The following is a 25027-nucleotide window of genomic DNA, read 5'->3' as shown; positions in this document are numbered from 1 at the left end:
TTCCCGTGCAGGCGTGGCGGCGGACGGCTGTCGCCGCCCGCGAGACAGATCACACACCGATCGGCATGTGCTCGGCCGAGCGCGTGACGGCGCGCGGCGCGGTGAGTTCCTTCCACTGCGACAGCGCGCGGTTGACCTCCGGGAACGGCTTGCGCCTGACCAGCTTGCCGCGGCCGGGTTTTGGCTGCGAGTTCTGGCCATACGACCACACCACCTCGCCGCGCGACAGCGTGTGGCGGGCCTGCCCGTTCACCTTGAAGCCCTCGAATACGTTGTAGTCGATGATCGACTTCTGGTTGGCGGCCGAAATCGTCTTCGACAGTTTCGGGTCCCATACCACCAGGTCGGCGTCGGAGCCGGGCAGGATCGCGCCCTTCTGCGGGTAGATGTTGAGGATGCGAGCGATGTTGGTCGAGGTCACCGCGACGAACTCGTTCTGCGTCAGCCGGCCGGTCTCGACACCCTTGGTCCACAGCACCGAAAGCCGGTCCTCGAGACCGCCGGTGCCGTTCGGGATCTTCGTGAAGTTTCCAAGACCGGTCCTCTTCTGCGCGGTGGTGAAGGCGCAATGGTCGGTGGCGACCACCTGCAGCGAGCCGGCAGCCAGGCCGGCCCACAGCGAGTCCTGGTGGCTCTTGTCGCGGAAGGGCGGGCTCATCACCCGCTGCGCGGCATAGTCCCACTGCTTGTTGAAATATTCCGTCTCGTCGAGCGTCAGATGCTGGATCAGCGGCTCGCCATAGACGCGCATGCCCTTCTGGCGGGCGCGGCGGATGGCTTCATGCGCCTGTTCGGACGAAGTGTGCACGATGTAGACGGGCACGCCGGCAGCGTCGGCGATCATGATGGCACGGTTGGTCGCCTCGCCCTCGACCTCGGGCGGCCGCGAATAAGCATGGGCCTCCGGCCCCGTATTGCCCTCGTTCATATATTTCTGCTGGAGCGCGGCGACTATATCGCCATTCTCGGCATGCACCAGCGGCAGCGCGCCAAGCGCCGCGCAGCGCTGGAACGAGGCGAACATCTCGTCGTCGTTCACCATCAGCGCGCCCTTGTAAGCCATGAAGTGCTTGAAGGTGTTGATGCCGCGCTCGATTACCTTCGGCATCTCGTCGAAATGTTTCTTCGACCAGCCGTTGACGCACATATGCAGCGAATAGTCGGAAGAGGCCTGTCGCTTCGCCTTGCCTTCCCAGTCGTCGAGCGCCGCGATCATGCCGGCCTCGCCCGGAATGACGAAATCGACCACCAGCGTGGTGCCGCCCGAAAGTGCCGCAAAAGTGCCGCTTTCCCAGGTTTCGGCGGCAGTGGTGCCCATGAACGGCATTTCGAGATGGGTGTGCGGATCGATGCCGCCCGGCATGATGTAGGCGCCCTCGGCGTCGACGGTCTTGTCGCCTTTCAGGTCCTTGCCGATGGCCGAGATCGTCTCGCCCTCGATCAGGATATCCGCCTCATAGGTGCGATCCGCGGCCACGATCGTTCCGCCCTTGATCACTGTCGACATCAAGCTTCTCCTCTTTCTGTGGTCATGCGACCGATCCCGTTGTTTCCCGGCGCCTCATTCTTCGGGCGGCGGAACCGCCCCCTTGCGCTCGACGATCAGCCTATAGGCTTCCGGTTCGCGATGCTTGGCAAAATTGAAGATGGTCTCGCGGTAACGTTTGCCGAGGTCGAGGTCGCAGCGCGCCGTGATGATCTCGTCCTCCAACGACACCGCCTGCGCAACGATCTCGCCCGACGGCGCGATGATGGCGCTCTGGCCGACCATGTTCGACCCCTCCTCCACACCGCATTTTGCCGTGCCGATCACCCAAGTCGCGTTCTGATAGGCGCCCGCCTGCATGGACAGATGATTGTGAAATTGCGTCAGGCTGTCGATGTCCGCATGTCCCGTGTGGTTGTATGGCGTGTTGTAGCCAAGCATGACCATCTCGACTTGCTGAAGGCCCATAACGCGGTAGGTTTCGGGCCAGCGGCGGTCGTTGCAGATGCACATGCCCATGACGCCCCCAAAACCGCGCCAGACCTGGAAGCCGAGATTGCCCGGCTCGAAATAACGCTTCTCCAGGTGCTGGTGGTCGCGCGGCTGCGGCTCGGCAAAACCCGGCAAGTGCACTTTCCGGTATTTGCCGATGATGGCGCCGGATCGATCGACCAGGATCGCGGTGTTGAAGCGCCGCTTGCGGCCGTCCTCGACCACCAGTTCGGCGAAACCCAGGTAGAAGCCGACCCCGAGCTTTTTCGCCTCGTCGAACAGCGGCTGGGTTTCCGGCCCCGGCATCTCCTTCTCGTAAAAACAGTCGAGCTCTGCCTCGTCCTCGATCAGCCAGCGCGGGAAGAAGGTGGTGAGCGCAAGCTCGGTGAAGACGACTAGTTCGGCCCCTCTGCCTTTCGCCTCACGCATCAGCGCGATCAGCCTCCTGACCGTATCCTTGCGGGTTTCCGACCTGGCGATCGGGCCCATCTGCGCCGCCGCCGCGTGAACGATGCGTGCCATCTGTCAGCCTCCCTTTTCCGGCTTGCCGCCGCGCGCCGCGACGAAGCGGTGGATTTCGGTGTGGTCGGCCGCCTTACCGAGCGCGGCCGAGGCTTCCGCCCAGAGCGCGGCGGCATCTCGCGCGCCCTCCGCATCGATGCCGAGTTGTTCGGACAGGTCGGCCGCGGTGCGCAAATCCTTCGCCATCAACGCCATCGAGAATCCCGAAGCGAACGTGCCCGACAGGATGAAGGGTTTCAACTTGAGTTCGGTCGAATTGTTCTTGCCGGTCGAGACGTTGAGCACGTCGACCAGCACGTTTGGGTCGACTCCGAATTTCTCGGCGATCAGAACGGATTCGCAAGCGGCGACAAGGCCGGCGGCGGAGACGTAGTTGTTGAGCGCCTTGACGGCATGGCCCGAGCCGGCCGCGCCGGTTGCGATGATGGTGCTGCCCATGGCGGACAACAGCGGCCGGGCGCGCTCGATCTGCGCCGGATCGCCGCCGGCCATAATCGCCAGCGTGCCGGCCACGGCGCGCTTGACGCCACCGGAGACCGGAGCATCGACGAGGAAGACGTCTCTTGCCGACAAATCCTCGGCAAGTTGCCGGGTCTCCATGGGCGCCGACGAACTCATGTCGATGACCAGGGAGCCCGGGGCCAGAGCTAGCGCCGCGCCCCCCGGCCCAAGCAGAGCATCGCGGACGATGCTCCCGTTGGGCAGCATGGTGATCACGATCGAAGCCCCCTGCGCGGCCGTTCGAGCCGATGCGCAGCCGATGCCGTGTGCCGCAACGAACGCCGCCAGCGCCTGTTCTGAAAGATCGCTGCCGCGCACGGAAAAGCCGGCCGCCACCAGCCGCAAAGCCATCGGTAGGCCCATCATGCCGAGGCCGATGAAGGCGATCGGCCCCGGATCGGAGGCGGCGTCAGTCAATCCCCATCTCCTTGAAAACCTCCTTGGCGATGCGGAAGCTGTCGAGTGCGGCCGGCACGCCGCAATAGACGCCGATCTGCAGGAAAATCTCCTTCAGTTCGTCCTTGGTCAGCCCGTTGTTGATCGCCCCGCGAACATGAAGCTTCAGTTCGTGAGGACGGTTGAGGGCCGCGATCATGCCGAGATTGAGCACTGAGCGCGTGCGCCTGTCGATACCAGGCCGGTTCCAGATCTCGTCCCAGCACCATTCGGTGGTGAGCTGCTGCATGGGCCAGTTGAAGTCGTCCGCCTGTTCAAGCGAGCGGTCGACATACTCCGAGCCGAGAACGGCGCGGCGCGTTTTCAGCCCGCGCTCGAATTTTTCCGACCTGGGTTTGCTGTCCGTCATAGCCAAGACTCCCGGATGTGAATCATATCCCGCCCGCTCCCCGTACCACGCGTTCGATCCCCAACGCGCAGCCGAGAAGACGCGTGTCGTCGCCATGCGGCGCCGAGACGAGGAAACTGGTCGGCAGACCGCCGCTGTCGCGGCCATTTGGCAGAGCGACACCGCAAAGGTCGAGCACATTGGTCACGGCCGTGTTGCGCAGCGCCCTGAGATTGACCTTGTGGAAAAGATCGTCGTCGGCGTCCAGCGGTGCCACCTCCGGCGCCGTGATGACCGTTGTCGGCATGGCCAGCAGCGCGCCTGCAAGTTCCGCCTCCACCATCGGGATGAAACGCTGGCGGCCGCGCTGGATCGACAGCACGTCGCGCGCCGACATTTTTTTGCCGCCGAGCATGCGGGAGAGCACGCGGCGGTCGATGCGGCTTCTCTGCTCGCCGTCTGCGATCTCCTGGTATTCGGTATAGGCTTCGGCGGCGATCAGCGTACCGAATTGCGCGGTCATCTCGATGACTCGGTCGAGCGCCTCGACCCGCTGCCGGCGGATGGTGGCTCCTGCCTTTGCCAATGCATCGAGGGAGCGTTCATAATTTTCCAGAACTGCCGGCTGGATATCGTCGGTGACGATATTGGTCGGCGCGACCAGCGTCAGCGAGCGCAGGTCGCCGCGCCGCACCGGCGACACCGCCTCGCCGCGCAGATACATGTCGAGCAACACGCAATCCTCGACCGAACGCGCCAGCGGACCGATCGTGTCATAGGTCGTGGCCAGCGGGATCAGACCGGTCTTGTCGATGCGGCCTGTGCTGGTCTTGTAACCGACCGTACCGTTGAAGGACGCCGGCACGCGCACCGATCCGCCCGTATCGGAGCCGACCGCGCAGGGCACGAGGCGCGCCGCAACCGCCGCACCCGAACCGGAGGAGGAACCGCCGGGAGAGCGCGGCGTGGCGCGGTCGTTGGGATTGAGCGCCGTGCCGAAATGCGGATTGAGGCCGAGGCCCGAATAGGCGAACTCGGTCATGTTGAGTTTTCCGACCGAAATCATGCCGGCGGCCGCCACGCTCGCCACGCATGGCATGTCGGCCGTCTTGGCCGGCGTATGGCGGAACAGGGCAGAGCCCGCCGTGGTCGGCGCGCCGGCGACGTCGAAAATGTCCTTCCAGGCGATCGGAACGCCATCCAGCGCCGACAGCGGACTGCCGTCGCGGTAGCGCGCCTCGGCTCGTCGCGCCTCGTCGAGTGCCCTGTCGGGAGTGACGGTTATGAAGATGTTGTCCGCCTTGGCCTTCGAGATACGGTCGAGCAGGCATTCGGTCACCGCCACGGGACCGGCCTCGCCGCTCCTGTAGGCCAGCGCGATGCCGGCTGCGGTGCGGTTGGCGATGCTATCGATGTCGGACACGTGCTGCTCCCTGTTCGCGGCGACCGGGTCGCCGGCAATGCCTTTCCCGCGCCGTGCGTCGCACGCGCGGCGTCTCGTCCGCCGCCTGGCGCCGGACCGGTTTTCGTTTGCATCTCCACGCGCCCGAGCGCCTCAACACATCGGCCGCGCAAAAAACTCCACCACGCGAGGCGACGACCCCGCATGCCCGCCCGCCCGCGCGCGGGTGGCAAAGATCCTTCTGTCCAGGAGCCGGCGGGATCGCCATGACGATCGGGACCGGTCTTCCCTATTCAAGCCGCGGCGGTAGCCCGCCGCGAGCGCTCGTTAATGCCCGGCATCCAGGTAGGGATCGCCGGCCGCGCCGGTGTCGACCTTACCCAGGATGTGGACGTCCTCGGTCTTCCAGCTCGCCACGACCGGGTCGCCGCGCTCCACCGGCTCGGCGAAATAGTCGCGGTCCGAGACATTGGCGACGAACACCTGGCCGCCCACATCCAGCGTCACCTTGACGTAGCTGCCCTGGTACTCGGTGGCCGAGACCACGCCCCAGACCGAGTTGACGGCGTTCGATGCGGCATCACCGTTTCGCTTGCGCAACGCGACACGGTCGCGCCGCACGGCGACCGACAGCGGCGAAGTCGGCTTGCCGCCTGTCGCGGGCGTCTCGAATTGCGAACCGTCGGCCGACTTCAAGCGGATCGTGCCGGGCGAGCCACCCTCGACCACCGATCCGGTCAGCACGTTCTGGCCGCCCATGAAGCGCGCCACATAGGGCGTCGCCGGCTTGTCGAAGATGACGTTGGCCGTGTCGGCCTGGTCGATGCGGCCCGTATCCATGACGACAACCATGTCTGCCAGCGCAATGGCTTCCGGCTGGGTATGGGTGACGTGGACGAAGGTGATGCCGAGTTCGTTCTGCAGGCTCTTCAGCTCGCCGCGCATCCTGAGCCGCAGGAATTCGTCCAGCGCCGACAGCGGCTCGTCGAGCAGCAGCACCTTCGGGTTGGTGATCAGCGAGCGGGCGAGCGCCACGCGCTGCTGCTGGCCGCCGGAAAGCTGCGCCGGCATGCGGTCCTTCAGGTGGTCGAGCTGCACCCGCTGCAGCATCTCCAGTGCGCGTGCCCGCCGCTCTTCCTTGCCGACGCCGCGCATCTTCAGGTAGAAGGCGACGTTGTCCTGGATGGTGAGATGCGGGAACAGGGCGTAGCTCTGGAACATCATCGCCGTGCCGCGCTCGACCGGCGGTTTTCCCACCACCATGTCGCTGCCGATGTAGATTTCGCCCGAAGTCGGTGTCTCGTGACCGGCGATCATGCGCAGGATGGTGGTCTTGCCGCAGCCCGACGGACCGAGCAGGCAGCAATAGGAGCCGTGCGGGATGGTCAGGTTGATATCCTTGACCGCGTAGGAATTGCCGAACTGCTTGGTCACGTTGACCAGGCGGATATCGCCCGATCCCTGCGCCGCGCCGCTCTTGCCAGGTGAATTCGCCATACTTGTTATTTTCCGCGGGAACGTCTGCGTTGGATGAGGATGATCGACGACAGCGCGAGCCCGATCACGGCGAAGGAAACGATTGTGGTGACCGTGCCCAGCGCATAGAGCGCCGGAGAGGTGACGTTGGTGGTCATCGTCCAGATCTCGAGCGGCAGCGTGTTCTTGGTGCCGACGGTGAGCCAGCTTCTCGGGAACTCGTCATAGGACAGCGTGAAGCCGAACAGCGCCACCGCGATCATGCCGGGGAAGACGATCGGCACCACGACCTCCCTGACCGTCTGCCAGCGCGACGCGCCGAGATCGTGCGCCGCCTCCTCGTAGGAGGGGTTGAGGCGCCCGAGCACCGCGAACATGATCAGCAGGCCGAAGGGCAGCGCCCAGGAGAGATGCGCGCCGAGCGCCGATCCGTACCACGTCGCCGACAGGCCGAGATAACGGAAGGTGACGAGGATGCCGATCGACAGAACGAGGCCGGGAACGATCAGGCTGGCAATGGCCATGTAGAAGATCGCGGTCGACCCGCGGAACCGCTTGCGGAAGGCGAAGCCGGCGGTCACCGAGATCAGCACCGTCATGAACATGACGAGGATCGCCAGCGGCAGCGACCGGTTGAAGGCGCCGGCCACGTCGCCGGTGCGGCGCGGGCTGAACAATTCGTCGAACCACATGAAGCCGGGATCGCGCAGCGGGAAGACCAGCGAGGCCGACGGCCCCTGGAAGGACAGCACCAGAACCGCGATCATCGGCCCGTAGAGGAAGACGACGAACAGCGTGAACAGCAAGGCCAGGAGGTAGAAGGTCCAGGGCCGCGGTCCGTAGGAAGGTGAGGCGCCGGACATCAGCGGACAAGCTCCTTGCGCACGTCGACCAGCCGGAAGATGGCGGACGCGATGAGCAGCACCACGATCAGCAGGATCACCGCATTGGCGGCGGCGCGCGGATAATTGAGGAACTGCAGGTCATTGAAGATGCCCGACGTCGCCGAGCCCGACAGGCCGCCGCTCATCACCGTGACGACGAAGAAATCGCCCATGACCAGCGTGACGACGAACAGCGTCCCCAGCGCGATGCCGGTCTTGCAGAGCGGCAGCACCACGTTCCACACCACGCCCCAGCGTGTGGCGCCGGCGTCGACGGCGGCCTCCAGCAGCGACTTGTCGATGCGCGCCATCGAATTGAAGATCGGCACGATCATGAACAGCGTGAACAGATGGACGTAGGCGACCACCACCGAGAAATCCGAATAGAGCAGCCATTGCAGCGGCTGGTCGATGACGCCCATCTTGAGCAAGGCGCTGTTGATCAGGCCCTCGGTGCCGAGCACCGGACGCCAGGAGATCATGCGGATGATGTTGGAGGTCCAGAACGGCACCGTGCAAACCAGGAACAGGCCGATCGCCGTCAGCAGGTTGCGGACGTGGAAGACCAGGAAATAGGCGATCCAGAAGCCGAGCACGAAGGTGATGACCAGCACGATCACCGTGAATTTCAGCGTCGAGAGATAGAGCGTCCAGGTGGTCGGATTGGTGAACAGGTCGATGTAGTTCTTCAGCGTGAAGTCCGGCACGATGCCGACCAGCATCTGGTAGCGGAAGAAGCTGACCAGCACGACCAGCGCCACGGGGATCGCGAAGAAGAAGAACAGCACCAGCGTCAGCGGCGCGACCTGCAGATAGGTCGCGAGCGAGGCTTTGCTGGTCGATGGCGTAGGCGTCATTCCGGAACCCGGTTGTTGCGGCAGTTTCCTTCTCCCCGTTCACGGGGAGAAGGTGGCCCGAAGGGCCTGATGAGGAGCAATGCAGACAAACGAGCGTTGGCGCCGCCCCTCATCTGCCTGCCGGCATCTTCTCCCCGTGAACGGGGAGAAGAGAGACTTCAAGCCGCGTTGAACTCGTTCCACTTGGCGTAGAGGAACTCGGCCTGGTCCATCAGATTGTTCCACACCGCCACCTTGGAGAAGCGCTCCTCGTAGGAGCCGCCGTCACGAACCTCGCCGGCCGAGTTGGTCTTCTCGCCGGTCGGGCTGGTGATGTCGGCGGTGGCCGCCTTGCCTTCGTAGAAGAAGCCGCGCTCGTTCTCGGTGAGCGCCGCCATCGCGGTCTGGACGTTCGCGCTGTAGTAGCCCTGCTTGGCGATGAAGCCGCCGACCCAGCCTGAATTGTACCAGTTCAGGTACTCGTAGGCCGCGTCCTTCTTGATGCCGTCGAGATGCGCCATCAGCGCCAGGCCGTTGCCCCAGCCGCGATAACCTTCCTTGAGCGGCTGGTAGACGCATTTGACGCCCTGCGTCTTGACGGCGGTGACGGCCGGCGACCACATCGACTGGATCACCACCTCGCCCGCCGCCATCAGGTTCACGCTCTCGTCGAACGTGTTCCAGAGCGCCCGGAAATGGCCGGCCTTCTTCAGTTCGATGAGGCGTGCGATGGTCTTGGTCAGCTCTTCCTGGGTCGGATTTCCCTTGTCGCCGAAGGTCATCTCGCCGGCCCCCTCCATGGCCATCATGGCGTCCATGATGCCGTTGGTCGGGATGTTCTGGATCGCCGCCTTGCCCTTGAAATCCGGCGAGAACAGGTCGGCCCAGGTCGTGATGTCACGGCCGACCAGGTCGGGGCGGATGCCCAGCGTGTCGGCATTGTAGACGCTCGGCACAAAGGTGGCGAAGCCGGTCTTGCCTGAAGCGAAGGTCGTGGCGTCCACGGCATCCCGGTACATGAACTCGAAAGGCGCATCGCCCTGGCGGGAAACCTCTTTCCCGGCGAAAGTGCCCTCCGTGTAGAGTGGCGTCAGCTGCGCCCAGTCCTTGATCTTGGCAACTTCGACCGCCTGGGTGACGCCCTGCGGCACCGCCACCTTGGTCTGCCAGATCTCCATATCGGCGATGTCGATCGATTTCGGGTCGTTGACCATGCGGTTGAGCAGGCCAGGGTGATCGACCACCGACATCTCGATCTTGAAGCCGAGGTCCTTGCTCGCCTGGTTGGCTATGTCGATGATGGTCGAGTAGGACATGCCGGTGTGGACCAGCGTCACGTCCTTGATGTTCTGTGCCCAGACTGTCGGGAAGCCGGTGATGACGCCCGAGCCCGTCGCAGCGCCGGCGAGTGCCGCGCCGCCCTTCAGCACCGAGCGGCGCGATATGCCCTTGTTCAGAATTCCGTTCGTCTTTTTCATTTCGAAGTCTCCCATTAAAGGTGTTTGATACGCCTTGGACGTCGCCGCTTTCGTGCCGAGTGTGTCACGGTCTTGTGTGCCGGGCCGATAGGCCAGAGCCGCCCCGAAAGTGATGCACGTCCCTGCTCTTCCTTACTATCCTCCGCGGAGGCATGCCCGGCAAATGAAATCCCGGCTCTTCGCCGGCCTTTTCGCCGGCTTACGAACGCGCGAGTTCCGCGCGCAGCTTGCGGGTGGCCTCCGCGTCGAGTGCCCACCCGTATCCGTCGTCCACTTCGCCGAGGATCACGCCATAGTCGTCACGCGCGTGCTCGACGCTGATGAACCCGTCCAGGACATCGTCCAGGACTTTTTCCGCATCACGCTCCAGCGGATCGCCATACCCGCCGCCGGTCGGCGAATAATAGGTGACGATGTCGCCCTCTTCGGTGCGCAGGCCGGAGAATTTCGCCGGCTGGTAGCTCACCTTGCCCGTATGGATGTTCCGGATCTCGACCTTGCTGCAGGCGCCTTCCTTGCCGCCGAATATGCCCCAGGGCGCATCCTCGTTGCGGTCGCTCTCATGCGTCATGAAACCCGGGCTGAGGTAGCGCTGCGACTTCACCACCCCTGCCCCACCGCGGAACTTTCCGGCGCCGGGGGGCGCGTCGTCGCGCACCTCGTAACGGTCACAGATCAGCGGCAGATGCATGCCAAGATCTTCGAGCGGGTTGTTGCGCGTGTTGCGCATCAGCTCCTCGACAGTGTCAGGGCCGTCCGACAGCGGCCGCCCGCCCATCGCCGCCTCGTTGACTTCGAGAAACACCCAGTAATCGCCGTTCGGCCGCACGCCGGAATAGGCAGCGAACGACAGCACCGCCGCGTTGCCTGCCGTGCACTTGTCCGGCAGCACCGGCGCCAGCGCCTTGATGATCAGGTCGCAGAGCCGTTGGATCTGGCTGAAGCGCGCCTCGGCCGCCACCGGCGCGATCGGGTTGAAGATCGAGCCCAGCGGCGATGTCACCTTGACCGGGCGGAACGAGCCTTCGTTCTGCGGAATGTATTCCTCATGCGTATAGGTATCGAGCAGCAGCGCGCGGAAGGCGAAGAAACACGCGACCTTGGTCGAGCCGTCGAACGGTACGTTGAAGGCAGTCGGCACCTGCGCTGACGATCCCGTCGTGTCGACCTCGACGCCGTCTCCCCTCACCTTGACGGTGACCTTCAGCGGCAGCGTCACTCCACGGTTGCGGCCGTCATCGTCCAGAAAACCCTCGGCCACGTAGTCGCCGTCGGGGATTTTTGCGATCTCCCGGCGCAACATCGCCTCGGTATAGTCCATCAACTGCTTCGTGGCCTGGATCACCGTGTCCTTGCCATACGTCGTCAGCAGTTCCTCGAAGCGCCGCACGCCGAGTTCGACCGAGGCGATCTGGGCCTCCAGGTCGCCCATCACCAGCCCAGGCACGCGGGTGTTGCCGCGGATGAAAGTCCAAAGCGCCTCGTTGCGCACGCCCTCGTTGTAGAGCTTCAGCCCGTTGAGCAGCATGCCTTCGGCGAATACGTCGGGAATGTCGATGACGAGGCCGGGCGTCGCCGCGCCGATGTCGACATGATGCGCGGTGTTGGCGGAAAAGCCGACGAGTTCGCCCTCATGGAAGACCGGCATGACGATGCCGATGTCCGGCGAATGGCTGGCGCCGAAATACGGGTGATTGTGGATAACGCAGTCGCCCGGCTTCCAGGCATCGAGCGGTATCGTCTTCTCGATGCCGCGCAGATAACCCGGCAGCGATCCGATGTGCATCGGTGTCGAGTCGGATTCGCAGAGCGTGTTGTAGTCGCGGTCGAACAGGCCGGCGCCAAGATCCTGGCTCTCGCGAATGATCGACGAATAGCTCATGCGGTAGAGCACATTGCCCATCTGCTCGGCGATCGAGTGCAGCGCACCGCCGATGACCTGCAGGCTGATGGGATCGACTTCCTGAACCATCTCCCGCCTCCTCAAGCCTTCGCGACCAGCATGTCGCCATAGTCCATGACGGTCGCCGTGTAGCCGGGCGGAACCAGCGTCGTCGAATTGTGCTGCACGATCAGCGCCGGGCCGCTGATGCGGTCGTCCGCCAGCAGCTTTTCGCGCTGGTAGCGCGGCGTGTCTGCCGCCTTTCCATCGTCGAAGACCGTGCGTCTGTTGTAGAGCACCGCATCCGCCGGGTTGGTGCGCCCGCCCCTGGCGAGCTTCGGCAGTTGCAGCGTGTCGACCTCGACGGTGGCGATGACGCGCAGCGTGATGATCTCGCAGGACTGCTCGCGGAAGGCGTGACCGTAGACTTGGCGGTGCGCGTGGTAGAAATTCTCGTTCACCGTCGCGGCAGATTCAGCCGTGAGGTGGCCGTTCGGCATGTCGGCGCGCAGCTCGAACCCCTGGCCGACATAACGACACTCCGCCACCTGGCGGAAGCGGCGTTTTTCCGCTGGAATGCCGTCGGCATCAAGCTGGCTGTTGGCGCGCACGATAAGTTCGTCGAGGGCGTCATTGACCTTCTTGAACTGTCCCTCCGTCGCCTTGTCGAGGGTGAGCAGCGTCGAATGCGTGTATTCGTACTGCAGGTCGGTGACCAGCAACCCGGTCGCCGCCGTGATGCCCGGATGCATCGGCACCAGCACGTCCTTGGCAAAGATCGCCTCGGCCAGCGACACCGAATGCAAGGGCCCCGCCCCGCCAAAACCCATCAGCGAAAAATTGCGCGGATCGATGCCCTTGGCCACCGAGTTGGCGTTGATCGCCAGCGCCATGTTGTTGTTGACGATCTTCAGGATACCCAGAGCCGCCTTCTCAACGGAAAGGCCGAGCGGCCCGGCTATGTGTTTTGCGATCGCCTTCTCCGACAGCGACGCATCGATCTTCAAATCGCCGCCCAGAAAATGCTCGGCATCCATGCGGCCGAGCACCACCTGCGCGTCGGTGACGGTCGGCTCCTCGCCGCCCTTGGCATAGCAGGCCGGCCCCGGCACCGCGCCGGCCGAGCGCGGCCCGACGCGAAATGCGCCGCCCGGATCGAGATAAGCGATCGAGCCGCCGCCGGCGCCGATCGCGTCGATATCGATCATCGGCACCAGCACCGGCAATCCGGCGACCTCGGTGTCGCGCGGGTTCTTGATGCGCAGCTCGCCCTGCTGGATGACCGAGATGTCGGCCGACGTGCCGCCGATGTCGATGGTGATGATGTTGTCCCTGTCGCAATTGGCGCCGGTCCAGCGCCCGCCCATGACCCCGCCCGCCGGGCCGGACAACAGCAGGCCGATCGGCAGCTCGGAAGAGTTCTCGATGGTCGAGATACCGCCGTTCGACTGCATGATGCGCACGATGGCGTCGATGCCGTTGGCCCGCAGCCGGCTTTCGAGATTGCGCAGATAAGCCGAGGTGCGTGGCCCGATATAGGCGTTCATCGCAGCGCTGGAGAAACGCTCGTATTCGCGGATCGTATTGACCACGTCCGAAGACGCCGACACGAAGGCGTCCGGCAGGATGGATCTGACGATTTCCTTGGCGCGCTGCTCGTGTTCGTTGTTGAGGAACGAGAACAGGAACGCGACGATCACCGCGTCCATGCCGCGCTTGGCAAAAAGTTCCGCCGCCTGCTTCACCTCGTCCTCGGCGAGCGGCACGACGATCTCGCCGGTCGGCGGCATGATCCGCTCGGTGACGACCAGCCGGTCGCGACGCCTGACCAGCGGCTTCGACTGCCAGGGAAGGTCGAACTGCAGCGAGAAATTATGCGGCCGCTTGTGGCGGGCCATGTGGAGGATGTCGCGAAAGCCGCGCGTGGTGATCATACCGACCTTCGCGCCGGCGCGTTCGATCACCATGTTGGTCGACACCGTCGTGCCGTGGAACACCGCGTCGATCTCACCCGGCTTGACGCCCGCCAGAGCGCAGACCTTCAGGATGCCCTCGACCACGCCTTCCGACTGGTCGTGCGGCGTCGATGACACCTTCGTGACGACGACCTTGCGCTCGCCGCCCTCGCCGGACCGCTCCAGCACGATATCGGTGAAGGTGCCGCCGACATCCACGCCGACCCGGATCATCCGCGCCTCTGGAGAATCGCCGGGGACAGTTTGCTTTTTTCGACTCGCGCGGCTTCCGAAGCGCCGCCGCCCTTCCGCCGGAAGAAAACAGAATGTCCCCTATGGCCCGCCGCCCCGGCCGGGCTTGGGAGGATGCCCGGCGTGGATGCGCGATATCCGCGAGAGGGAAACGCAGAAAGACCCATTAATGTGTTCACCCCGGCGCCGCACGAAAGCGCTTTTTTCAAGTGATATAAGTCGTAGACAGCCTCCTTTAAGATGTGAAATAATTATTTCCGCGACAATTGATACGAAAACGGCATCAGTCTTGCGATACGACCTGAAACACCTCGCAACCTTCGTGGCGGTGGCCGAGGAGCTGAATTTTCACCGCGCCGCTGAGCGGCTGACCATGGCCCAGCCGGCCGTCAGCCGCATCGTGCTGGAGCTGGAGGAGCGGCTCGGCGTAAAACTGCTGGAACGCACGACGCGTAAGGTACGGCTTACCGAATCCGGGCGCTATCTGCTGGAGGAAGCGCAGGAAATCCTTGGCCGCATCGACGTCGCCGAAAACACCGTGCGCCTGCTCGCCTCCGGCACCAAGGCGATCCTGCGGGTCGGCTACACCACCATCACCGGCCATTCGCTGGTGCCCGACATCACCCGCGAGTTCCGCAACGCCAATCCCGACGTGCGTGTCGAACTGACCTATCTCCACTCGCCGGCGCAGCGGGACAAGATCCTGCAGGATGAGATCGATCTGGGTTTCATCGAGGGATCGTTCCAGAATTCCGAGATCGAATCCCGCCCGGTGGCGCGTCATCGCCTGATGGCGCTGCTGCCGCCGGAGCACCCGCTTGCCTCCAAAACGGAGCTGACCATCGAGGAACTCGCCCGCGAGCAACTGGTGATGGGCACCAACGCCGAATGGCCGACGCTGCGCCGCATCGTCGTCGATGCGTTCCAGACCGCCGGCCAGGTGCTCAACGTCGCGCAGGAAGCGCCAAGCCTCGTCGGCATCCTCGGCCTCGTGACGGCCGGCGTCGGCATCACCATCTTCACCGGCATGCCGCGCTTCTGCGGCGAACAGGCGATCGCGCCACGGCCGATCGTCACCGACCCGCCGGTGATCGTCGAAAGCCACCTCGCCTGGCGGCGCGCCTCGATCAGCAGCGCAAAACGCCGCTTCATCGAGACCAGCCAAAAAGTCGGCCGGGCCTACATGACCTGACCGCAAAAAGATCATCCGACAGAAGGGACCATCGCGATGGAAAACTGGGCCAACCGCAAGACGCTCATCCTCGGCCGCAGCGAGATGATCGGCCTCTTGAAGCCGCACGAATACAATGACTGCGTCGAGCAGGCCTACCGCATGCATGGCGAGGGCCGCTATTACATGGACCCCAAGGGCCACATCGTGCTCGACCGTTTTCCCGGTGAATGGGAGGCGATGCCTTCCTACATCGAGGAACCGCACGCCGCCGCCTGCAAATGGGTGTCGATCCGCGAGAAGAACCGCGAAAACTACAACCTGCCGACCGTCTTCTCGATCCTCATCTACACCCACCCCGAGACCGGATTTCCGCTGGCGATCGTCGACGGCAGCTATCACACGGTGATGCGCACGGGTGCCGCCGCCGCCGTCTCCGCGAAATGGATGGCGCGCAAGGATTCCAAAACGCTCGCCATCGTCGGCGCCGGCCACATGGCCGAGGGCGCGCTGGCGACCTGCAACGAAGTGTTCAAATGGAAGGAAGTCCGCGTCTGGAGCCGCAGCAAGGACACGCTCGACCATTTCGTGAAAGAGCAGCAGCCGAAATACAAAAGTTTTGAGATCAAGCCATCGCAGAATCTCGAACAGACCGTGCGCGGCGCCGATGTCGTGGTGACGCTGACCCCGGCGCGCGGCCCGATCGTCATGGCCGACTGGATTTCTCCCGGCACCCACATCGCAGCCGTCGGCGCCGACAAGAAGGGTGACCAGGAACTGGAAGGGATATTGCTGACGCGCGCCAGGATCTTCGTCGACGATATCAGGCAGTGCCGCACCGACGGCGAGATCAACGTGCCGCTGTCGGAAGGGCTGATCACCGAGACCGACATCGCCGGCGAGATCGGCGAGGTGATCACCGGCCGCAAGCCGGGCCGCACCTCCGACGACGAAATCACCCTCTTCGATTCCACCGGCATCGCGCTGCAGGATTCGGCCACCGTGCCGCTCGAATACGAACGCGCCATGGCCGCCGGCGTCGGCATCGAGAAGAAGATGATCTCGACCTGATCGCCCGGCATCGGCGCCGGCGCGCGGCGCAGCCTTTCCAGCCTGCCGCGCCGCGCCCATGCGCATTTTGTCGGCAAATGCCGGCCGCAGGGGGCTGGACAGGCCGGATCGTCATGGCTATATCGCGCCCATCGCCTTCACCGGCGGCCCGGGTGCGTAGCTCAGTTGGTAGAGCAGCTGACTCTTAATCAGCGGGTCACAGGTTCGATCCCTGTCGCACCCACCAAAAAAATCAAATACTTACCCCTACTTCCGCTTCTTCAATAGGGTTTCCAAGGCTTTCCGGGGTAACGCCTGGGGTAACAGTTGCGGTTTGGGGTATCGTTTAGGCCAGATCGGCACCAAATCGGATGTTTCGGCGGATCGCCTGGGCCTCGAATCGTTACCCCAGATGCGTTACCCCGGTGGTGCGACAAGTTGTCAGCCGGCCGGGTGCAGTCGCGGGCAGTTGACGCTACAATGCTCCGAAACAGGGGGGTGATATGCGACGCGAATCGATAAGTGATGAAGACCTGGGCCTTTTCAAGCAGGGCCAATGGTATTCCGACAACGGCGGGTGGTTGCTCATCGGCCTAGACGAAATCGAAACTGAAACCATGTTGCGTTTCGCTCGCCAGATCGGGAAGTCGGGGCGATTGGACCCCCTGGATAAGCTGGAACATCAAAGGCTTGAGCGGCGCATGGAAGGTGGGCGCATTTGGTGGCTGGTGGCGAGCACGATAGACGGGAGCGGGGAAGAGCTCACCCGCCAGGATGCTTTCGAGCGCGGGGTGTCGGCATTTGAGTCTGTCGAATTCGCCGACCCTGAAACCAAAATGCGTGCCTTCAGGGATATGATGAGCGGCTTGCCGAAGGATAAGCATATCCCGGCGTTGCTGGGATGGATTCAGTCCTGGGGATAGTGCAGCCGAACGCGAACTATTTTTTTGGAAACATCAAGTCTGCGATTGTGATTCGTGGTGGTGGCGGGGGTGACGGCACCTTGAATGTTGGAGCAGGGGTTGTGAACCAATCCCATGCGGGCTGCGGCAGCCAGCCATCGGCACCAACTGGATTGACTTCAATGACAATGTACCAACTTCCACCAAAAAAGGGTTTGATCTTGGATGAAACGACTCCGACCGCGAGACGAGTCTTGACGAAGTATAGTAATGGCAAGTGATTCCAGTACGACAAGATATCAACACTATCTAGTAGATATTGATTAAACGCGTCGCTTTGGAATTGGTCGTACAGGCCATAAATGGAATATGTCTTAATACCGTTTGCCTGATCATTCATCATCGCCTCCAACAGGGAGGGCCGGGTTTCTCATCGCAACATGTTCCAGTGTCGGCGCGCCTGATCGGCTGTCGCCCAGTAACGCTAATCGCCGCAACTCTTGCTGGTGCTTTTCAGAGTGGAGCCGATCCGGTGCGGTGATCAAAAGCCAGATAAAGGCCAACAGAGTAACTGGGACTGGCGCAAGCAATACGGTTACAATGATTGCCGCAAACTGGCCTGCAAAAGCGGCGGCTAGAATTGAACCCGGCACACAGATTCCGCAGAGCCACAGAACGGGATTTAACGCGCTCTGCGTTGTTATGCTCTTCGAAGCCCACGATAAGCCGCTGAATGGATTAGGTATCGGAGGCACGGCCGGCGATCCATTTGACATACACTCAGTCTAGCTGAAAACGAGAGCACAGCACTACGCTTGTGGAAAATTTAAACAGAATTATTCAGCGGCCGCGCACCAATAGGCAGATACCGGGGCGGGTTCCTGGGTGGTAACGGGGAGCGGTTTGATGTCGGGGCCAAGGAAGGCGGAACGGGCATCAACCTTGGCTTCCCAGGCATCGATACATTTCAAACGGGAGCATGTCCTGAAGGTGTCATCGGGGGCATAGAAGTTGCGGCCGCATTCGGCGCAAGGGGCGACAACACCAAGCTTTGCGGCCTGCATTGCTTTCTTTTTTGCTCGCTTCGCCGCCGATGCATGGGTTTCGCTGCAATAGATTTGCCGGGTGGTGCGGGGCATAAATTCATCGGAACAGAACGCGCATGCCCTGGGCACCAATGGAGCCGGGGGTTCCCGTTTGGGATGGACGCGCTTCCCTTCCGCGATGGCACGGTTTGCACAAGGCTTGCTGCAATAGACGCGGGCGGGATCGCGGGTATCGAATCTGCTCCCACATCCGGGGGCGATGCAGCATTTTTCCACCACCGGCCTTTTCAGACCCTTGCCGCCTGGGTTCTTCACCGGGGGAAGCTCACCGGCTTCGACGCGGATGAAATAATGTTTCTTCGAGCACGATGGGGAACAATAGCGGAGCGCATCGGGCTTCCGGGGATCGGCCGCTTTCTTCGGAATGAATTCCTTGCCGCATTCGGGATAGGCGCAATTCGTGGTACGGGAGATCGCACGGAGCTCGCCCACGGCTTTCATCGCATCCCAATATTCTTGCTGGGTTCGTTCGGCGTGTTCGTTGCGATAGGCGACGCGGCATCCGTTGGAGCAGAAACGGAGATGCCATCCTTGCTCGGTGATGTTGCCTTCAAGCGGTTTGGAGCATTGCTTGCACCGCGTGTAGGATACCGGTTGCCATCCCTCATCCGTCCAGAGCGGCGAAGCTTCCGCATCCGTTGGACGTTGTGCCCCGATACGGTTCAAGGCGACATGAACGATATCGGCGGCGACTTCATCGGAAGCACGCCACCCCAAACCCTCTAGGCAAAAACGGGCACGCAAGCCGTGACGAGCCGCACCTTCATATCGGAAGAATGAAGGTTGCCCCGTGGCGAGCACCTGGGCAGTAATTGCAATGATATGGAGCCGCCTATCCGGGTTTATCGGTCCCCGGTATTTGGTGCCGGCGCGGCTCATCAACGCCACCGCACAAGAAAATTATCGATGCGTCTGTGCTGCCTTGTCACCTCGATATAATCGAAGCTGCCACCACGATCCCTGGAAACGGTGGCGGTACGACCGCGCCATGTGCCCCGTTGATCCTGCAAGGCGGCAACGATGGCGTTGCCCAGGTTTTCGGCCTGGGGGTAATCCACCGCATAGGCAACCGTTGTCACATAGGCTTCCGGGAACCGTGCCGCCCCGGCGAGCAAGGTTTCATCATCCTCGCTTGTGCCAACGATGATGACGTATGGCGCAACCGTTCCCTGGGGCGCGGTGCTGTAAAACACCTTTCCCGACACGATGTTTTGCACCGGGGCGGCGGCGGACAAAATAGCTTCGATGATAGGAAGCGCGGACATCACGAATCCCTTTTCAGGCGACGGAAGCGGTGATCATCGGCGGCGTTGCCGCCCTGTCTCTTGGCGTAGTCGTATCGGCCAAGGCCGGTTGCGGTGGTGCGCTCCGAAATGCTTTGGACATGCCCCTTCCACTTCCCTTGGGGATCGATGTCCATTTGCATGGCGATATCGAGCGGGCCGGCTGGGGCGGGCCTGTCGTAGTCGTGACGCTGGCCGGCGAGCGATACGGCCTTGTCCTGGGGAAGCCGGATCGGCTTGTCCGCAATCCGGGCCAGGGTGCCGCCATCGGCAAGCCTAAGTTCCGGGGGCATGCGGATGCCGGTGTTGAGAGAACGTAGGAGCGGAAGGTTTCTCGCCGCGGCGCGGGAGTTCATGACGAATTCGCCGCGGCTAAGCTTCGCGTTGATTTGGTCATCCCTGCCACTGCCCTTACCCCGCACCGGGCCAGTGACCTCGCCGCCTTCGGCGAAACCGAACAAGCCCGAAAACAGGTTTAGGATTCCACCCAGGAAGCCGCCACCGCTGGACTGGCCTCCGATGCCTCCCGCCGCCTGAGACGCGCCAGCGGAAGAACCTGATAGGATTCCGCCGAGATTTGGCATCGAAAGGATTTGCTGGGCAACGTCGAGAAGGATTCCGAGAAGTTCTTTTCCTTCAAGCTTGCCATCGGAAAGGGCGTTGGCGATGGATTTCAGAGCGCCAAGCCCGATGTCGCCAAGCTGCTGATACTGGTTTTCGAGATCGGTGATGACATCCCCATGCTGGCGCGCCTGGGTGGTGGCATCGGTGAAGACGCCCCCCGAAAACAAATCGGCTTCCTGGTTGCGGCGGGATTTATTGATGCCCCCATTATCGGAGCCCAAACCCCGGATCGCGGAATCGATGACGGCCGGGTTCCCGGACTGAATCGCGGAAACGATGCGATCCGGCAGTTTCCCGTAATTGTAGGCAATGCTGGTAAGGGCGGCCTGCTGTTCCTTGGCGAAGGACGTCCAGACATCCGAACCGACTTGGCCTTTAATCACGGACTGGAATTCCGCGATGCGGCGTGCCAGATCCCGGTTAGCGGCTTCAAGGCTGGTTAGGGTGCCAGGGGTGACGCGGCTAACCTTGCCGCCCTCGCTTGTCGTGGTGTCCGAACCGAACCCGACGCGGAAGGCGTTCACATCCCAATAGGCGCGGCCGCTGTAGGATTCGAATTTCCGAATAAAGGCGGCGGCGATGTCCTCGCCGGTTTTGGCGGCGGCACCGCCCCGGCTTCCACCGCTTGAAGGATCGGCGAAGTATTGGTCGACGCGGCGTTCCGGGGTGACATCCACCGTATCCGGGAGCGTCACCGTATCGGGGCCGGATGGCACTTCGTCCCCGGTGCTGAAATTCAGGAAGCCACCGGACGGGCCAGTATTGAGCTCATTGAGCCGGAAGCCGCCGCCTTGCTCATTGGCCTGCAATTGGCTGACAACGGCGGCGGTGCCGGCGTCCATCTTCGAGAGAAGCCCCAGAGCTTCCCGCAACGCCTTGGAGAACCGGCCGACGCTTTCCGGGAGAGTGTTGCCCAGCCGGCCGGCGAGCGCATCCACAATGGAAAGCGCATTTTCACCAAGAGCGGCGGCGAGCGCCTTTCCGGCATCATCGAAGGCTTTCTTTGCCGCCTCGCCAGCATTGGCGAATTTCCCGGAAATGATTTCGAGCCGGCCGGCGACATGATCGGCCATCTGGTTTCCAGTGTTGACCAAGCCGGCGATGATGGAATCGAAATCACGGGCTTCCGCCGAACCATCGGCAATCTTGGCCTGCAACCCGACGAAGGCGACGGAAAGCCCGGAAGCAACATCTTCCTGTCCGCTGGCCTTAAGATCGGCCATCGCGGCGGCGAAATCATCGGCGACGCCATCGAAGTCCTGCTTCAAGGCACCACGGGCGGCACGAACCTTCGCCTGGGCAGATTGGAAGGCAACAATCAACGGATCGGTGACGTTGCCGAGATCGTTGAACGCCTGCACGGCATCCTTGATTGCCTTGTCGATTCCCCAGCGTTTAGCGAAGTCTTCTAGTTCCTTTCCAAGCGCGGCGTGCCGCTGGTTGACATCACTGATAGCTTGGCCAAGCCCGGTGATCGCCGGCACCACCGCATTGTTGACGATATCGGCAAAAGCCTGGGAAGCGCCCGTGGTGCGGTTAAATTCGCCAGCGGCCAAAACCAACGCGGTGCCGATGTTCTGGAACGCCTGGGAAAACGTGGTGCTGGTTTTTGCCGCCTGGGCATCGAGATCGGCACTGCCCCGCATGAAGGCGGTGAAGACGGTGCGGGCATCCAAGGCACCTTCGGCGGCGAGTTCACGCAACCGGCCAACGGTGACGCCCATGCCCTTGGCGATGGCGTCAGCCACAACCGGCAGATTTTCCGCGACTGACGAAAATTCGTCACCTCTGAGTACCCCGGATGCCAGGGCCTGATTCAACTGCATGATGCCGGCCGATGCCTGTGCGGCATCGGTGCCGCTGGCCTTCAATCCAACGGCGACGCGGCGTGTAAATTCCAACACTTCGGCAGATGTCGCACCAAGCTCTTTTGATGCTTTCGAAACCTTGCCATACAAGCCGGCGACGGCTTCGAATGATGCCCCGTTATCAAGCGCGATGCGGCCAAGCTTTTGATATGTCGCGGTGAGATTCTTCCCCTCGATCCCGACAACCTTCAGCCCGTTCTCGATACGGGTGGATGCATCGGCAAACTTGGCAAAAGCCTGGGCACTGAATCCGGCAGCAAGGCCAGCACCAACGCCCTTGAAGGCTGTCGAGATCGCGGCGGCGGAAGTGCTGGATTGCTTTTCGATCCGTTGCAGCGATCTAGCGGCGACATCCGCCGTTTTCTGGAATTGAGCTTGCGGGCCTTTAAGAGCCGCCTCGATTCCCTTCATGCGGGTGTTGGTTTGCGCCTGCGCACGGGCCAACGCCTTTTCATAGGCGGCGGTGCGGGCCTCGATACTGACAAGTAGTTTGTTGGTTGCGTCATCCGCCACGGCGGCACCTCTAAATAAAAATCAGGCCGCTTGGCCGCGATTGCTCATCGACATAAATCGACATCCCGGAATCGCCGCCTTTTGCGCGGTGCAGTGCCATCGTGGTGGCCACGGCGGCGTCTATCTTCGAAATAGACTTGCTTTTGTGGAACGATTGATTGTTGTTTGCATCGCTTCTGGTAACAACGGCGGCAAAATGCCGGCGCATAATAGGATGGCCACTATGCTTAAGCTTTCCAGCCAGGATTATTTCCTGGGCGGATTCCACCGCTGGGCTCATAGTCTTCCATCCCTGACTAAAAGCTACAACGGGAATTCCCTCATCATTGAGAACTGCCATAGTGTCCGACAATTTATAAGGGTCATACGCCAATTCACGTAAGTCATAATTCTCAGCAATTTCGCGGATTTTGTCCGCTATCACTGATTTATCGATGACATTACCGGGCGTGAGAATGAGCAAGCCAGAATCCGCCCATTCTCTGTAAGGAACCCTGTCCTGTTCCTCTTTCCGGGCGATTCCATCTTCCGGCAGGAAGGCATAACCGAACGCGGCATAGGTGCCGTCTTCCTGGGGAAAAATCAGGCTCAAAAAAGTGACGTCACTGACCAAGCTGTAATCCAAGCCTGCCCAGCAAGGCCGCTCCGCATAGTCCTCGATATCGAGCGTATCGGTGCCGCCCTCATCATAGATCGCCATATCCAGCCACGGCGACAAAGCGGCGTCTTGCCATCTATTCAAATGGTATTGCTGGAATTCAGCTTTCGCGGCCGGGACGTGCTTGGCTTGGCGCGCCAGGGAACGGAGCCCGGTGATATCGGGATATCCCAGGGACAAGCCAGGATTGGCCTGGAACCATCCCTTTTCGTCTAGCCAATCGAATTCGTCGGGAGTCTCGAAAATAATCGGCAAATAGGAAGAATCATCGATTTCCCCGGTGGCGACGGCGCGGGCGTATTTTTCGACCTGGAAAGCCAAGCCATCCTGCCCCGCCCCCGCCGTGGTGGTGATCAAGAGAAGCGTCCCCGGCACCTTCACAAGGCCGGTGGTGAGCGCTGCCCAGAGCTTCCGCCCCTGCCATGCGTGAATTTCATCGGTGACAACGAAAGCCGGGGTTTTGCCGTGTTTGCTGTCACCATCGCTGGAAATGGCGACGAATTCGGAGCCCGATTTCGGGTGATTTACCTTAAATGTCGGGGCCTCCCATTTGTTGGTGGCCTTTGCCAGCGTTGGGGACGTCGAAATCAGGCCAACGGCTTCCTGCCAAGTCAGCTTGGCTTGGTCCCTGTCGGAAGCTGCAACGATGCCCAGGCCGCCAGGGGTGCGGAAATCCGGGGAGACGAGATGCATCAACCCCAGGGCGGCGACCAAGCTGGTTTTCCGGTTGCCACGGCCGACGCGCAAGTAAACGGTGCGGATGCGGCGGCGACCGTCGACCGTGTCGCCATAGACACGGCGCACAATCCTTTCCTGCCATCTATCAAGCTGGAAAGGCTTGCCGGATTTGGGATGGCGAAGCTTCCGAATGAACGTGACGGCGCGTTCGCCGAACCCATGCGGATCGGCGAGCGGGGAGTCATCAAAAATCCATTCCGGCCGGACGTTCAAATGTCATCCCCTCCGAAGTCATCATCATCGGCGGCGACGAATTCCCCGGATGCGACGCGGCCGGCATCGCGGCTTTCCTGAATCAGGCCAAGCCGGGACGCCAGCATGCGAGCTTGTTTCCTCGCTTCCTGGGCAATGGCGATGCCGGGATGAGCCTGGGGGCGTTGCCCTTTCTTCAGGAAGAATGAGCCTTGGCGCTGCACGGCACGTTCGGCGCGGCGAGCCTGGGCAACGGCGGCAATATAGGATTCGAGCAAATCGAGATTGCCGGCGCTAAGCCTCCCCTGCGCGGCGAGCTCATCGGCGGCACGCTGGTAAACATCTTTGCAGATCACAGGAACCCAACGCGGCACCGCTGGGGGTGCATCGGGTTTGGCCACAATATGCAGGGTAGGTTTCGGGCCACGGCTCATTGAATCGCCTCGCCCTGCAATTCCATGAACCGGCGACGGCCGATTTCCCGGATGTCCACAATGCCGTAAGTCAAACCGTCATCCGCCACGATCCTGTCGCGGACGTCGATGTCGGCATACCTCACGGTGAAGACGGCGCGGCGTTCCGATTGAACCCTGTCGGCGTCCAAGAATTCGCGGCCGGTGGTGCGCTTAATCGAGCATGGCACGTTGTCGAGATGCGTTGCCCAGGACGTCAGGACGGCATTCGTCCCGGCATCACGGGTTTCCGTAACGCGTTCAATAATTATCCGCCTGTCGAATGCACCGGCACCAATCAATGGAGCGACTCCCCATCCGGTGCCTGCATTTCCTCGACATAGACGTGTTGCATCGCGCGCATGATTTCGCCGCGACGCTTCACGATAAGCAGGGCGAGCCCAAAAACGGCGCGGACTTCGGTTTCGCCGATGAGCCCGAATTTCGCGGCATGTGGTGCCGCATATTCGATGCCCAGAAGTCTCACGGCATGTTCGGACAACGCCAAATCGAGCGCATA

22 protein-coding genes and 1 tRNA gene are annotated in these 25027 nt (G+C 62.2%); 4 read left to right on the top strand and 19 right to left on the bottom strand.

Going from position 1 to position 25027, the window contains the following annotated elements; translation table 11 throughout:
- Nucleotides 1–49 precede the first annotated feature (49 nt).
- The 11 genes from hydA to ACH196_RS20800 form a co-directional block, all read right to left on the bottom strand.
- On the bottom strand, nucleotides 50–1507 hold the full coding sequence (gene hydA, locus ACH196_RS20850; RefSeq protein ID WP_396648851.1) for a dihydropyrimidinase: 1458 nt from the start codon (nucleotides 1505–1507) through the stop codon (nucleotides 50–52).
- 54 nt (nucleotides 1508–1561) lie between these two features.
- Nucleotides 1562–2500 (bottom strand): N-carbamoyl-D-amino-acid hydrolase, encoded by a 939-nt coding sequence (locus ACH196_RS20845; protein ID WP_396648850.1) that lies wholly within the window; start codon nucleotides 2498–2500, stop codon nucleotides 1562–1564.
- 3 nt (nucleotides 2501–2503) lie between these two features.
- Nucleotides 2504–3418, bottom strand: a complete 915-nt coding sequence (locus ACH196_RS20840; RefSeq protein WP_396648849.1) for an NAD(P)-dependent oxidoreductase — start codon at nucleotides 3416–3418, stop codon at nucleotides 2504–2506.
- Nucleotides 3411–3806, bottom strand: a complete 396-nt coding sequence (locus ACH196_RS20835) for a carboxymuconolactone decarboxylase family protein (RefSeq protein WP_396648848.1) — start codon at nucleotides 3804–3806, stop codon at nucleotides 3411–3413. The genes ACH196_RS20840 and ACH196_RS20835 overlap by 8 nt, the downstream gene beginning before the upstream one ends.
- Nucleotides 3807–3828: 22 nt before the next feature.
- A complete protein-coding gene (locus tag ACH196_RS20830) occupies nucleotides 3829–5208 on the bottom strand; it encodes an amidase family protein (RefSeq protein WP_396648847.1) in 1380 nt (459 codons plus the stop codon).
- A gap of 306 nt (nucleotides 5209–5514) precedes the next feature.
- Nucleotides 5515–6684: an ABC transporter ATP-binding protein gene (locus ACH196_RS20825; RefSeq protein ID WP_396648846.1), complete on the bottom strand. Its 1170-nt coding sequence runs from the start codon at nucleotides 6682–6684 to the stop codon at nucleotides 5515–5517.
- 5 nt (nucleotides 6685–6689) lie between these two features.
- Nucleotides 6690–7526 carry an ABC transporter permease gene (locus tag ACH196_RS20820; protein ID WP_396648845.1) on the bottom strand — a complete coding sequence of 279 codons (837 nt, stop codon included), beginning with the start codon at nucleotides 7524–7526 and terminating at the stop codon, nucleotides 6690–6692.
- Entirely contained in the window at nucleotides 7526–8404 is an 879-nt protein-coding gene (locus tag ACH196_RS20815) for an ABC transporter permease (protein ID WP_396648844.1), read from the bottom strand. Before ACH196_RS20815 ends, ACH196_RS20820 begins: the two co-directional genes overlap by 1 nt.
- A 158-nt stretch (nucleotides 8405–8562) precedes the next feature.
- Nucleotides 8563–9861, bottom strand: coding sequence for a PotD/PotF family extracellular solute-binding protein (locus tag ACH196_RS20810; RefSeq protein WP_396648843.1), 1299 nt, complete (start codon nucleotides 9859–9861; stop codon nucleotides 8563–8565).
- A gap of 199 nt (nucleotides 9862–10060) precedes the next feature.
- Nucleotides 10061–11833 carry a hydantoinase B/oxoprolinase family protein gene (locus ACH196_RS20805; RefSeq protein WP_396648842.1) on the bottom strand — a complete coding sequence of 591 codons (1773 nt, stop codon included), beginning with the start codon at nucleotides 11831–11833 and terminating at the stop codon, nucleotides 10061–10063.
- An 11-nt stretch (nucleotides 11834–11844) separates the two neighbouring features.
- Nucleotides 11845–13932 carry a hydantoinase/oxoprolinase family protein gene (locus ACH196_RS20800; protein WP_396648841.1) on the bottom strand — a complete coding sequence of 696 codons (2088 nt, stop codon included), beginning with the start codon at nucleotides 13930–13932 and terminating at the stop codon, nucleotides 11845–11847.
- Nucleotides 13933–14239: 307 nt separating this feature from the next.
- Between ACH196_RS20800 and ACH196_RS20795 the strand changes: the two genes are divergently transcribed.
- The 4 genes from ACH196_RS20795 to ACH196_RS20780 all read left to right on the top strand — a co-directional run bounded on the left by ACH196_RS20795 (nucleotide 14240) and on the right by ACH196_RS20780 (nucleotide 17094).
- Nucleotides 14240–15142 carry a LysR family transcriptional regulator gene (locus ACH196_RS20795; RefSeq protein ID WP_396648840.1) on the top strand — a complete coding sequence of 301 codons (903 nt, stop codon included), beginning with the start codon at nucleotides 14240–14242 and terminating at the stop codon, nucleotides 15140–15142.
- Nucleotides 15143–15178: 36 nt separating this feature from the next.
- Nucleotides 15179–16192, top strand: a complete 1014-nt coding sequence (locus ACH196_RS20790; RefSeq protein ID WP_396648839.1) for an ornithine cyclodeaminase family protein — start codon at nucleotides 15179–15181, stop codon at nucleotides 16190–16192.
- A gap of 150 nt (nucleotides 16193–16342) precedes the next feature.
- Nucleotides 16343–16418, top strand: a tRNA-Lys gene (locus tag ACH196_RS20785).
- Nucleotides 16419–16674: 256 nt separating this feature from the next.
- Complete coding sequence (locus ACH196_RS20780) at nucleotides 16675–17094, top strand: hypothetical protein (protein ID WP_396648838.1); 420 nt, start codon at nucleotides 16675–16677, stop codon at nucleotides 17092–17094.
- A 16-nt stretch (nucleotides 17095–17110) separates the two neighbouring features.
- On the opposite strand, the gene ACH196_RS20775 is transcribed toward ACH196_RS20780, so the two are convergent.
- The 8 genes from ACH196_RS20775 to ACH196_RS20740 all read right to left on the bottom strand — a co-directional run bounded on the left by ACH196_RS20775 (nucleotide 17111) and on the right by ACH196_RS20740 (nucleotide 24994).
- Nucleotides 17111–17473 carry a hypothetical protein gene (locus ACH196_RS20775; protein ID WP_396648837.1) on the bottom strand — a complete coding sequence of 121 codons (363 nt, stop codon included), beginning with the start codon at nucleotides 17471–17473 and terminating at the stop codon, nucleotides 17111–17113.
- A 436-nt stretch (nucleotides 17474–17909) separates the two neighbouring features.
- A complete protein-coding gene (locus tag ACH196_RS20770; protein ID WP_396648836.1) occupies nucleotides 17910–19058 on the bottom strand; it encodes a hypothetical protein in 1149 nt (382 codons plus the stop codon).
- Nucleotides 19058–19444 (bottom strand): DUF3168 domain-containing protein, encoded by a 387-nt coding sequence (locus ACH196_RS20765; protein WP_396648835.1) that lies wholly within the window; start codon nucleotides 19442–19444, stop codon nucleotides 19058–19060. The genes ACH196_RS20770 and ACH196_RS20765 overlap by 1 nt, the downstream gene beginning before the upstream one ends.
- Nucleotides 19444–22467 (bottom strand): tape measure protein, encoded by a 3024-nt coding sequence (locus ACH196_RS20760; RefSeq protein WP_396648834.1) that lies wholly within the window; start codon nucleotides 22465–22467, stop codon nucleotides 19444–19446. The genes ACH196_RS20765 and ACH196_RS20760 overlap by 1 nt, the downstream gene beginning before the upstream one ends.
- A gap of 10 nt (nucleotides 22468–22477) precedes the next feature.
- The gene (locus tag ACH196_RS20755; protein WP_396648833.1) at nucleotides 22478–24076 is read right to left on the bottom strand and encodes a terminase large subunit; all 1599 of its coding nucleotides are present in this window, start codon (nucleotides 24074–24076) and stop codon (nucleotides 22478–22480) included.
- Nucleotides 24073–24489, bottom strand: a complete 417-nt coding sequence (locus ACH196_RS20750; RefSeq protein ID WP_396648832.1) for a phage terminase small subunit P27 family — start codon at nucleotides 24487–24489, stop codon at nucleotides 24073–24075. Before ACH196_RS20750 ends, ACH196_RS20755 begins: the two co-directional genes overlap by 4 nt.
- A complete protein-coding gene (locus tag ACH196_RS20745) occupies nucleotides 24486–24809 on the bottom strand; it encodes a phage head closure protein (RefSeq protein WP_396648831.1) in 324 nt (107 codons plus the stop codon). The genes ACH196_RS20750 and ACH196_RS20745 overlap by 4 nt, the downstream gene beginning before the upstream one ends.
- Nucleotides 24806–24994: a hypothetical protein gene (locus ACH196_RS20740; RefSeq protein WP_396648830.1), complete on the bottom strand. Its 189-nt coding sequence runs from the start codon at nucleotides 24992–24994 to the stop codon at nucleotides 24806–24808. Before ACH196_RS20740 ends, ACH196_RS20745 begins: the two co-directional genes overlap by 4 nt.
- Nucleotides 24995–25027 lie beyond the last annotated feature (33 nt).

It is taken from the genome of Mesorhizobium sp. IMUNJ 23232, assembly GCF_044326205.1.
Classification (GTDB): Bacteria; Pseudomonadota; Alphaproteobacteria; order Rhizobiales; family Rhizobiaceae; genus Kumtagia.
The sequence above is the reverse complement of the archived record's forward strand: the minus strand, read 5'-3'. Positions and strand labels throughout refer to the sequence as shown.